At 43.9% G+C, this 11,627-nt stretch carries 8 protein-coding genes; 6 read left to right on the plus strand and 2 right to left on the minus strand.

Translation table 11 applies throughout. The features are described 5' to 3' along the window. Positions 1-192 precede the first annotated feature (192 nt). Complete coding sequence (locus JMX50_RS03125; protein ID WP_193031186.1) at positions 193-1,077, plus strand: LysR family transcriptional regulator; 885 nt, start codon at positions 193-195, stop codon at positions 1,075-1,077. Positions 1,078-1,206: 129 nt separating this feature from the next. Here the strand turns inward: JMX50_RS03125 and JMX50_RS03130 are convergent, their stop codons facing one another. Further along, the gene (locus tag JMX50_RS03130; protein WP_201628392.1) at positions 1,207-1,986 is read right to left on the minus strand and encodes a hypothetical protein; all 780 of its coding nucleotides are present in this window, start codon (positions 1,984-1,986) and stop codon (positions 1,207-1,209) included. A 167-nt stretch (positions 1,987-2,153) separates the two neighbouring features. Continuing rightward, the gene (locus tag JMX50_RS03135; protein WP_201628393.1) at positions 2,154-3,203 is read right to left on the minus strand and encodes a hypothetical protein; all 1,050 of its coding nucleotides are present in this window, start codon (positions 3,201-3,203) and stop codon (positions 2,154-2,156) included. 257 nt (positions 3,204-3,460) lie between these two features. Here JMX50_RS03135 and JMX50_RS03140 point away from each other — a divergent pair, with 257 nt between their 5' ends. From JMX50_RS03140 to acnD, 5 genes are all read left to right on the plus strand, one after another. Next, a complete protein-coding gene (locus JMX50_RS03140) occupies positions 3,461-4,504 on the plus strand; it encodes a LysR family transcriptional regulator (protein ID WP_201628394.1) in 1,044 nt (347 codons plus the stop codon). A 303-nt stretch (positions 4,505-4,807) separates the two neighbouring features. Beyond that, positions 4,808-6,100, plus strand: a complete 1,293-nt coding sequence (locus tag JMX50_RS03145; protein WP_193031177.1) for an NRAMP family divalent metal transporter — start codon at positions 4,808-4,810, stop codon at positions 6,098-6,100. Between the two features lie 406 nt (positions 6,101-6,506). Then, positions 6,507-7,397: a methylisocitrate lyase gene (gene prpB, locus JMX50_RS03150; protein WP_201541503.1), complete on the plus strand. Its 891-nt coding sequence runs from the start codon at positions 6,507-6,509 to the stop codon at positions 7,395-7,397. A 156-nt stretch (positions 7,398-7,553) separates the two neighbouring features. After that, positions 7,554-8,681, plus strand: coding sequence for a 2-methylcitrate synthase (gene prpC, locus JMX50_RS03155; RefSeq protein WP_193031173.1), 1,128 nt, complete (start codon positions 7,554-7,556; stop codon positions 8,679-8,681). A gap of 292 nt (positions 8,682-8,973) precedes the next feature. Beyond that, positions 8,974-11,607, plus strand: a complete 2,634-nt coding sequence (gene acnD, locus JMX50_RS03160; RefSeq protein ID WP_201628681.1) for a Fe/S-dependent 2-methylisocitrate dehydratase AcnD — start codon at positions 8,974-8,976, stop codon at positions 11,605-11,607. Positions 11,608-11,627 lie beyond the last annotated feature (20 nt).

Genomic DNA, 11,627 nt, shown 5'->3' on the forward strand with positions numbered 1-11,627 from the left:
TTGGCACATTTAGCATAGCTTGTTTCATAACACTCTCTTTTAAAGCAAACGGATAGGCGTATTTTTTGAGCCACTGAATCTATTTTTAGGTTTAATGGGCTGCTTAAGTAATGTTGGTTAGCATAGAGTTTTATAGGTACAATTAGAAACAAGCCTTTCTTGTTTAGGGTACAACTATTAATGGTAAGTGTTATGAATGGTATGAATCGGCTAGATATCAAGCAGCTTAGAGTATTGCAGGCACTACTTGATCTAAAAAATCTCTCGCAAGTTGCGCGCAAAATGGGACTGACGCAACAAGCGATTAGTGAGCAGTTGCGTAAGCTACGGGATTTGTTTGATGATCGTTTGTTTATTCGTCAAGGCAATAGCATGGTGGCAACACCAAAAGCACTAGCGATGCGGCAACCGATTGACGAGATATTAAAACAGTTGGAAGTATTGTTAGAGCCAGAAGTGTTTACGCCGCAAACCTACAAAGGCGTCTTTACGATTAGTGCAACCGACTATGCGACGCAGGCATTATTGCCGCAGTTGTTTAGTATCACACGCCGTGAAGCGCCTCATTTAAAGCTGATAGTGAGAGATTTTGCCTCAGACAATATCAATCAGCTTATTGCGGCAGGTGAACTTGATTTGCTGATTACTTTTCCAGAGTTTATCCCTGATAATTTATCGTATGTGACGCTATTTGAAGAACAGCATTTATGTGTGACGGGTTATAAAAACACCTTTGCAACAGAGATATTCACACTGGCGCAAGTTGCCGCACACCCGCAGCTGGTGGTATCGCCTTCGCGGGCCAATTTGCGCGGATCGCATGATCAATGGTTTGCAGAAAAAGGGCTTAAACGCCATATTGTGATGTCAGTTCCTAGCTTTTCAGCCGTGCCAGATATCCTACACACCACCGACATGATAGCCTTTTACCCTGCGCGACTATTACCAAATAATAAAGTCAAAGAGATTGAAATCGAAGCATTGCCGCCTACCTTTAAGGTAATCGCAGCATGGCATCCACGTACCAGTGACAGTGGTATACATCGCTGGTTAATTGAGCAATTACGAAATTTATAGTTATAGGATTAGCCAATCTTGAACTTGTCTTATTGAGAATTTAGACCAACGCCATATCTTATGCCATATGACTCACGTCTGTTTTAGCCAATAATCTGAGATAGGCGTTGAAATTAAGACCGTCTCAGATTATTTATCTGCTTTAGTATCATCCCGATACAAGATACTCTTAGCTTCTGCTTTAAAATCCTGTGGGTTGATTTCTGGCTGAGTCGCAATATCAGGCTTCTGGCTGGCCTGTTTTTCTGAGTCACGGAATAAGGTATTCTGCGCCTCTTGTCTAAAATCATGCTCACTAAGCGTTGTTTTAACTTTTATAGCATTTATGGCATTCATAGTATTGATTTGCTCATTACCATTTTGCTTTTCACTTTTTGTCTCATCTCGTGGTGCAATGAAAGTAGGAATAGAATTAGGGTCGGTTACTAAGTCTGCATTCATTTGCTTAGCAACTGACGCGCTGTTAACTCCTAGTGGTACCTGAGAATTTTTTGAGAGTAAGTAATTGAAGGCAAATACGGCAAGCAAGAAGACAGCGCAAAAGATAGCCATGACACTGAGAAACTTGGCATGATTAAGCGAGCTACTCTTTCTAGGTTTCTTTGTAGGTTTAGCTGTGTCAGCACAAAATGGAGAAGTTGATTGGTGAGAGGTGACCGTTTCGTTAGAATGAATGATATCTGAGGATTGATGGTTCTCTCTCTGCTTATGTAGCTTATGTACCATAGTCACATCAGCTGCAGTATTTTCTAACGATTGTTGCATGGCTTGCTGCTGCATGTAGCGCTCATAGGGCCGACGCATACGCTTTCGACCCTCGATATTCAAGATAACATCATCACTGTTAAGGCTATTGCTAGGCAGCTTTGTAGCGATATCAGGATTTATGTCATTACTTGAGGGGCTCATAAGTCAGTACCGTATCCATATATGTGATTAGCGGTATATATCCGCGTCTTTATATGATGATACGTAACCTATGATACGATGCAACGGTTTTTGGTATGAGCGCTAGGATTAGCGGATAAACGGTATAAAAGCACAGATTTAATGCCTTTTTAGCATATTAAGTCATCTTAATCGTTGGTCTCACGAAATAACGTACTTTGTGACTCTTCTCTAAAATCCTCGTATGTAATAGCTGGCTCAGATGCCGATTCATTTTCTGAATTATTGGTCGTGGCCGCTGTAGATTGACCATTGGCACCTTGTTTATTCTTGGCAGTGTTTTTATTATCAAGGTCTTTATTGCCAATGCTTGGTACACTGGTTTGAGTATCTACGGTCGACTGATTACCAGTATCAGGCGTATTACTTGCTGTAGCTACCTTATTGCCACTGCTGTCATTATTGCTTTTAGGCGTGCCAGCATTAGCAGGTAGCGCCAGCTCAGTCGATGTGTTGGTTGATAAGAAGCCGGTAAAGATAAGCGTCAATACGACCGCTGCAATCAATAATGAGCCAACTACCATCCCGATGATAAGCGGTTTTTTGCTACTTGCCAGCTTCTTATCTTTTGCTGAGATTAATATAGTCGAGCTTTGTGTGGCTATATCGTTGATATCAAGACTTTTAATATCAATACTTTCATTTTTCTCATAGCTTTCAGAAATGCGATTTGCATCATCTAAAGGCGCTGTACTAGAAAATGAAGATGTTTCTCTGGCAGTAGGGTTATTAGCCTCGTCTGCATAGTCGTCATCTGCTTCAGTATTTGATGAGTCATTTATATCAGCTATTGCTGCACGACTTTTACCCAAACTCTCATTTTCATCGGAAAAGTCTAAATTAACACCCGTGCTTGAGGCATTCGTTCCCTGTAGACTGCTCTGTTGTTGTAACTCATCTTGCTGGCTAGCAAATAATTCCAGCTCTGCGGCGCTCAAAGGCTCATATGATGACAGCTTATCGGCATTTTTTAGCGGTTTTAATGGCGCAAGCTTGCTGTCGTTGACATTCGCTTGTTCGCGATTGGTATTATTATCGCTGCTGTCTACATTTTCGACACGCGTGATAAAGCGCTCATAAATATTGTCTTTACGCGAACGTCTTCGTGGCTTAGCATTAGCAATTTTCGCTAAATTGGCCTCTAAATCCGCACTTTGGTTGCTTTTTTTATCGCTCATGAAGTGATACCAGAACAGTTAATGCCACGAAAAATAGAAAATTGCTAGAATGAGGGTAAATACAGCTTGTTTGCAGGTTTTGTTGGTATGGCTAATTTACATCAATTGTTTGCTAAATTGTAACACTATCGTTACCACACAATATAGTGGGTCGCCTGCTCTCCTTCAAGTATAATTTTACGCTTGTTCCTCCTATTTATATAAAATAGCCAACATATCCGGTTAAATAAGCGTCATAGACAGATGGGCATCACAATATGGATTTAAAACAGCTCAATGCTTTTATTGCTATCGCGGACTTAAGAAGCTTTAGCGCCGCTGCCACCAAAACAGGGTTGTCACAGCCGACGCTCAGCCGGTTGCTCAAGCAGCTTGAGACCGATATGGGGGTGGAGTTGGTTGACCGTTATCATAGACCGCTACATCTGACAGAAGCGGGTGTCTTCTTTTACGATAAAATCAGCGCAATACTGACAGAAATTGATACAGTTACTAGCATGACCCAACGCTTATCGGCGCCAAGTACTGCTTTAAATATTGGCTTTGTGCCATCGGTGCTATATGGATTATTACCCGAAGTCATCGCTAAGCTAAAACAGTCCAATCCTGATATTGAGGTCAATCTCAAGGATATCAGCTCCTATCAGCAAATCGAAGCCTTAAAAACTGGTGAGATTGACATAGGTTTTGGGCGCTTTGCCCATCAAGACCCATGGATTCAGCAGATATTATTGCGTCATGAGCGTTATATGGTGGCGCTTTCTAAAGCGCATGCGCTCGCTCATATTGATGAGCAACGTCTGATTGATTTGGCAAATAACCGTTTGATTTTATACCATCAAACCCACCTGCCTATATCAACGACCACCCAACCTATTAATACGCCTATTAGCAACTCCACTAACCATATCGCTGCTACTGATAAAAGCAGCAGCCGACATAAACAGTCATCTAACGAGCAGCCTTCTCTTGAACCGGTGACCGAACCCTTGCTACATCTGTTTGCCCAATATGGCATCTCGCCATTTATGACCACCACCGTCAGTGATTTACAAGTGGCGCTCGGCTTGGTTGCCGCGGGCGAAGGTATTACCTTGGTACCTGCCAGCTTAAAAACGGTGCGTACTGAGCAGATCGTCTATCGACGCCTGCTGCATGAAAACGCCACCTCTCCTATTTACCTGCATACCCTCAAAGACTTTGTCCACCCTAAAATCCCTGACCTACTGAGCGCGATTTATCAGGTATATGAGCGCCGCGGTATCACTTATCGTAAGCAAAGCTTTACCTTACAGCGTTAAAGCGCATGAAAGCGCTCTAAATAGCGCCAAATGGCAGATATCGGCGGCGTATTGTGTTATAAAGAACCGGCAAAAAATACCTGCTCAAAACCCTTGATATTCATAACTTATTATGCTAACTATCGAGAATGGGCATGCCAACTATTAGTAATAATAATTATCCTGTCTAGCAGCATTATGCTAAAGTCGAGACAAGACGAATCGTTTTATATTTAGCTATCTGATAAATCGTTTCTCTCATGATCATTGGCAAGCTGACACAGGTAAGTGATAATTTGCCGTTTTAACCATTTCGAGGTATTCATGACCACACAACCACTCAACAACCCGAGCGCCACGGACGATGGCGCTACCGTGACCGCGCAGCAAGAAGGATTTAGCTGGCGGATTTTTGGACCCGGTATCTTAATGGCGACCGCTGCTATCGGTGGCTCGCATCTGATTTCATCGACACAGGCTGGTGCACTTTATGGCTGGCAGCTGGCGATTATGATTATTCTGGCCAACGTGTTTAAGTACCCGTTTTTTCGCTTCGGTACTGATTATGTTTATGACACCGGCGAGAGTTTAATCGCAGGTTATGCCAAACGCTCAAAAGCCTATCTTTGGATTTACTTTCTCCTCTCTATCCTATCAGCGGTGATTAGTACCGGTGCGGTATCCTTGATTGCAGCGGTGATATTGGGCTTTATGCTACCCGCCTCTCTTGGTCTATCCACCATGAGCTTAGCTTTAATCATCGTTGCGGTCTCATGGTTCTTTTTGATTGCCGGTCATTATAAGCTGCTCGATGGCGTGACTAAGTGGATTATGATTGCCCTGACGTCAGCCACGGTAGCAGCGGTTGTGATTGCCGCGGGCAAGCCAACGGTTATGGCGGTGGATTTTGTTGCCGCCTCTCCTTGGAATCTTGCAACTTTAGGCTTCATTGTGGCACTGATGGGCTGGATGCCAGCGCCGCTTGAGTTTGCTGCTATTACCTCGATGTGGACCTCAGCAAAAAGAAAAGCTGACAACACCACGCATCGCCAAGGCTTATTGGACTTTAACGTTGGCTATGCGGTTTCGGCTATTTTGGCGCTGTTTTTCTTAGCGTTAGGGGTGTTTGTTCAGTATGGTTCAGGTCAAGAGATTGAATTGGTCGGTGGCGCTTATATCAACCAGCTGATAAATATGTATACGGCAACCATTGGTGAATGGTCACGACTACTGGTCGCGTTCGTCGCCTTTATGTGTATGTTTGGTACTACCATTACTTGTGCTGATGGCTATGGCCGTGCCAATGCCGAATGCTGGCGTTTGATTAAAGGTCAAAGCGAGATTAATAAGAAGCAAATCGCTTTTTGGACCACTTATGCGATTGGTGGCGGACTGGTGATTATCACCTTCTTTACCGGACAATTAGGCTCAATGCTGAAATTTGCCATGATATCGGCGTTTGTCTCTGCGCCTATCTTTGGTTGGCTCAACTACTCACTGGTACGCAGTCATCAAAAAATATCAGCCGGTATGAATGCCTTATCCATTGCAGGACTGATATTCTTAGCAGGTTTTGCGCTATTGTTCCTAGCCAATCTTGCAGGATTCCTTGGTTAATTCTGGTTAACTTTGATTAAAAGTACTTAGAAAGCCTTTTATCATAAAAGCCCTTTTAGCTTAGCTATCAGGGCTTTTTATTTATAAGACCTCTCATTTATTATTTATTGCCAAAGGCATAAGTAGATTAAAAAACCAAGCTATTTGTAACTAAATGTAAATAATAGTATGGCGAAGATTTTGTAACTTTAGCAATATGAATAGTAATCTCAGTAAATCTCTAAAAATTGGATATAGCTATTCATAATTTGAATATATTTAAATAAATTAATAACTATGTTAAATATTATTAATAAAAAGATATAAAACACCGCTTTGTAATCATGGATAATTGGGTATAATCAGGCACAACAATAACACCTTGCCTCATATTAATAAGATTATCCCTCCACGTAAGGACTACGACATGACTTTATCAGCAGGCGCTCGCTTTCGCAGTGCAATGAAACAAAAAAACGATAACAACCAACCGCTACAGATTGCTGGCGCGATTAACGCCTATACGGCGATGATGGCAACCCAAGTCGGTCATCAAGCGTTATACCTCTCTGGTGCTGGCGTGGCCAATGCCTCATTTGGTCTGCCGGACTTGGGTATGACCAGCCTTGATAACGTTTTAGAAGATGCACGCCGTATTACCGATGCGGTTGATACACCATTATTGGTCGATATCGACACCGGCTTTGGCGGCGCATTTAACATCGCCCAAACCATTAAGAAAATGGAAAAAGCAGGCGTTGCAGCGGTACATATCGAAGACCAAGTTGCGCAAAAACGCTGTGGTCATCGCCCAAATAAAGAAATCGTTAGTATCTCTGAGATGGTTGATCGCCTAAAAGCGGCGCTTGATGCCAAAACGGATAAAGACTTTGTGGTTATGGCTCGTACAGACGCCCTATCTGTTGAAGGGCTTGATGCAGCGGTTGAGCGCGCGGTTGCTTTCCAAGAAGCTGGTGCTGACATGATTTTTGCCGAAGCATTGACGGATATCGAGATGTACCGTAAGTTTACCGATGTACTCGATATTCCAGTCCTTGCCAATATGACTGAGTTTGGTCAAACCGACCTTTATACTACCGAACAGTTATATGCAGTTGGGGTTGATATGGTACTTTATCCATTGTCAGCGTTTCGTGCGATGAACAAAGCGGCATTAAACGTTTATCAGCATCTGCTTGATGATGGCACGCAAGAAAAAGTCGTCGATACCATGCAAACCCGTATGGAGCTTTATGACTTCTTAAACTATCATGAGTTTGAGCAAACGCTCGATAAATTATTTGCCGATAGTAAATAAGTAAAGATAATCAACAAACATGCAAATAAGCCATCAGTGAACATCTTAGCAATTTAGCAATATCATTGATATTCAGTTTTATTGATGGCTATTTAATAATACCGAAACCCTTATTAACGCTTTCTCAAAAAAGCTACCTATAAAAGGAATTTAAGCATGGCAGCACAGAAAGAACTTTCAGGCGCAGGTCTACGTGGTCAAGTCGCTGGCAAGACTTCATTATCAACGGTTGGTAAATCAGGCTCAGGTCTGACTTATCGTGGTTATGATGTATCAGAGCTGGCTGACAAATGCATCTTTGAAGAAGTGGCCTACTTGCTTCTATACGGCAACTTGCCAACCCAAAGCGAGCTTGATGCTTATCAGACTAAATTGAAAGGTTTACGCGGTTTACCACAAGCATTAAAAGATGTGCTTGAGCGTATTCCTGCGGACGCCCATCCGATGGATGTATTACGTACCGGTTGCTCGATGCTTGGTAACCTTGAGATGGAAACTGACTTCTCACAAGAGAACGATAAAACCGACCGTATGCTGGCGGTATTCCCATCAATCATCAATTACTGGTATCGCTTTACCCATGACAATGTGCGCATCGAAACTGAAACCGACGACGATACGATTGGCGGTCATTTCTTACATCTGCTCAAAGGTGAAAAACCAAACGAGCTGCATACCAAGGTAATGAACGTCTCATTAATATTGTACGCAGAGCATGAGTTTAACGCATCAACCTTTACTGCGCGCGTGTGTGCCTCTACCCTATCTGACATTCATTCTTGTATCACTGGCGCGATTGGCTCATTACGCGGTCATTTACATGGCGGCGCCAATGAAGCGGCGATGGATATGATTGAAGGCTTTACCTCTCCTGACCAAGCAGAGTCTGAGATGATGGCAATGCTGGCGCGTAAAGACAAAATCATGGGCTTTGGTCATGCTATCTATAGCGAATCAGACCCACGTAACGTCGTCATCAAAGGTTGGGCTGAGAAACTGGCCGCCGATGTTGGTGATGAAGTGCTTTATCCTGTTTCAGTTCGCTGTGAAGAAGTCATGTGGCGCGAGAAAAAATTGTTCTGTAATGCCGATTTCTTCCATGCGTCTGCCTATCACTTTATGGGTATTCCAACCAAACTGTTCACGCCAATCTTTGTTTGCTCGCGTCTAACAGGCTGGGCTGCTCACGTGTTTGAGCAACGTGCCAATAACCGTATCATTCGCCCAAGTGCGGAATATACTGGTGAAGAATTGCGCCCAGTACCAGAGATGAGTGCGCGTTAATTTTTCGTGATATAGAAGGTTTGTAGGGTGTGCTGTCTTATTAATGCGTAAGGCGCATCCTACAATTACTTCTCATGCGCTTAGCCATATTTTTCTAATGAACCTCGTTTTTTTAGTAAAGCTGATTTTTAGCGCTTAATCATCAACGCTAGATAATGCTTTGCTAAAAGAACCGCTCTTTTTATCAAAATTAATTATTTATCAAAATTATCAAAAACTCTTTTACGAGTAGCCCTCATTGCAACCAGCCAACAGCTAAAGGTGACTTATGGACAACGCCCTTGTACAACCGATGAATGAACCCTTTAAAAAGCCATTACCTGGCACAGATTTATATTACTTTGATACCCGTGAAGCCATCGAAAATATCGAAGCTGGCGCGTATGACAAGCTACCGTTCTGCTCAAAAGTATTGTGTGAAAACTTGGTACGCCGCTGCCCACCAGAAGATTTAACCGCAGCGCTCAAGCAACATATCGAAGGCAAGCAAGACCTAGATTTTCCGTGGTATCCTGCTCGCGTCGTTTGTCATGATATCCTAGGTCAGACTGCGTTTGTTGACTTGGCAGGTCTACGTGACGCCATCGCTGAGCAAGGCGGTGACCCATCAAAAGTGAATCCAATCGTCCCAACGCAATTGATTGTTGACCATTCACTAGCCGTTGAGCATGCAGGTTTTGAAGAAAACGCCTTTGAGAAAAACCGTGCTATCGAAGAGCGCCGTAACGATGACCGTTTTCACTTTATCAACTGGTGTCAGTATGCCTTTGATAACGTCAACGTCGTACCGCCCGGTAACGGCATCATGCACCAAATCAACTTAGAAAAAATGTCACCGGTTGTACAAGTCGTACAAAATAAAGCTGGTGAACAAGTGGCGTTTGCCGATACTTTGGTTGGTACTGATAGTCATACCCCGATGGTTGATGCTTTAGGCGTTATCTCAATTGGGGTGGGCGGGCTTGAAGCGGAAAGCGTCATGCTAGGCAACCCGTCTTATATGCGCCTGCCAGATTACGTTGGTGTTAAGCTAACCGGCAAATTGCAAAAAGGCATTACTGGTACCGATTTGGTACTCGCGATGACTGAATTCTTACGTGATGCAGGCGTGGTATCTACTTATATCGAATTCTTCGGTGAAGGTGCACGCCAATTAAGCGTCGGTGACCGTGCTTCTATCTCAAACATGACCCCAGAATATGGTGCCACCGCAGCGATGTTCTATATCGATGAGCAAACCATCGATTATCTACGCCTAACCGGTCGTTCTGAGGCTCAAATTAAACTGGTTGAGCAATACGCTAAGCAAACCGGTCTATGGGCTGACGGCATGGAAAATGCAGTTTATGACCGTGTGCTTGAGTTTGATTTATCGGCTGTCGTCCGTAATATGGCAGGCCCTTCACGTCCGCATGCGCGCGTGTCAACCACAGACTTGGTTGCGAAAGGAATTGCTCACGGTGAAGGTGATAAATTACCTGAACCAAAAGATGGCTTAATGCCAGATGGCGCGGTGATTATCGCCGCGATTACCAGTTGTACCAATACGTCTAACCCGCGCAATATGGTTGCTGCTGGCCTTGTCGCCCGTAATGCTAATAAGAAAGGCTTATTGCGTAAGCCTTGGGTGAAATCATCTTTAGCGCCCGGCTCAAAAACGGTAAAAATGTACTTAGAAGAAGCCGGTCTGATGCCTGAGCTACAAGAAATCGGCTTTGATGTGGTTGGCTTTGCTTGTACTACCTGTAATGGTATGAGTGGCGCGCTTGATCCTAAGATTGAGCAAGAAATCATCGAGCGTGACCTATTTACCACCGCGGTACTATCAGGCAACCGTAACTTTGATGGTCGTATCCACCCGTATGCCAAGCAAGCGTTTTTAGCGTCGCCACCACTGGTGATTGCTTATGCTATCGCCGGTAATATCCGTTTTGATATTGAAAAAGACTCGTTGGGTAAAGACACGGACGGCAATGACGTGTATCTAAAAGACATCTGGTTTGATGATGACGAAGTTGATGCTATCGTTGCCAAAGCCGTGAAGCCTGAGCAATTTAATGCCGTTTATATCCCGATGTTTGATGAAGCCAAAAAAGACACCGGAAAAGCATTAAGCCCACTCTATGACTGGCGCGAGCAGACCACTTATATCCGTCGTCCGCCGTATTGGGAAGGCAAAATGGCGGCGATGAATAAGCTAAAAGGCATGCGTCCGTTAGCGGTGCTTGGTGACAATATCACCACTGACCATTTATCACCGTCTAATGCGATTTTGGGTGACTCAGCCGCTGGCGAGTACCTTGATACTATGGGTCTGCCAGCAGAAGACTATAACTCTTATGCGACCCATCGCGGCGACCATTTAACCGCCCAACGTGCAACCTTTGCTAACCCTAAATTGCTAAATGAGATGGTATGCGATGAGAACGGTGACGTTATCCAAGGCTCATTAGCCCGAGTTGAGCCAGAAGGTCAGGTCATGCGCATGTGGGAAGCGATTGAAACCTATATGAACCGCGAGCAGCCGCTAATCATCATCGCCGGTGACGGCTATGGTCAAGGCTCAAGCCGTGACTGGGCTGCCAAAGGTGTACGTCTGGCTGGCGTAGAAGTCGTCGTCGCTGAAGATTTCGAACGTATCCATCGTCAAAACTTGGTTGGTATGGGTGCACTACCTTTGCAGTTTAAAGAAGGTGTCAATCGTAACACCCTAAATATCGATGGCACCGAAGTATTTGATATCGAAGGCGAAGTATCCGCTGGCGGTGAGATGACGTTAGTGATTCATCGTAAAGACGGCGCCGTTGATAAAGCACCTGTCATCTGTCGTTTAGATACCGCTGATGAAGTCAAAATGTATAACGCTGGCGGTATGCTACAGCGCTTTGCCAAAGAGTTTATCGATGGCACGCTAGATATTGTGTAAGTGTCATGAGTGTTAAATAA

The organism is Psychrobacter maritimus (assembly GCF_904846345.1).
Classification (GTDB): domain Bacteria; phylum Pseudomonadota; class Gammaproteobacteria; order Pseudomonadales; family Moraxellaceae; genus Psychrobacter; species Psychrobacter maritimus.

What these genes read in the sequence shown, in the direction of transcription:
- JMX50_RS03140 (WP_201628394.1), top strand. Translation starts at nt 3,461, where the DNA reads ATGGATTTAAAACAGCTCAATGCTTTTATTGCTATCGCGGACTTAAGA.
- acnD (WP_201628681.1), top strand. Translation starts at nt 8,974, where the DNA reads ATGAATGAACCCTTTAAAAAGCCATTACCTGGCACAGATTTATATTAC.
- JMX50_RS03125 (WP_193031186.1), top strand. Translation starts at nt 193, where the DNA reads ATGAATGGTATGAATCGGCTAGATATCAAGCAGCTTAGAGTATTGCAG.
- prpB (WP_201541503.1), top strand. Translation starts at nt 6,507, where the DNA reads ATGACTTTATCAGCAGGCGCTCGCTTTCGCAGTGCAATGAAACAAAAA.
- JMX50_RS03130 (WP_201628392.1), bottom strand. Translation starts at nt 1,986, where the DNA reads ATGAGCCCCTCAAGTAATGACATAAATCCTGATATCGCTACAAAGCTG.
- JMX50_RS03145 (WP_193031177.1), top strand. Translation starts at nt 4,808, where the DNA reads ATGACCACACAACCACTCAACAACCCGAGCGCCACGGACGATGGCGCT.
- prpC (WP_193031173.1), top strand. Translation starts at nt 7,554, where the DNA reads ATGGCAGCACAGAAAGAACTTTCAGGCGCAGGTCTACGTGGTCAAGTC.
- JMX50_RS03135 (WP_201628393.1), bottom strand. Translation starts at nt 3,203, where the DNA reads ATGAGCGATAAAAAAAGCAACCAAAGTGCGGATTTAGAGGCCAATTTA.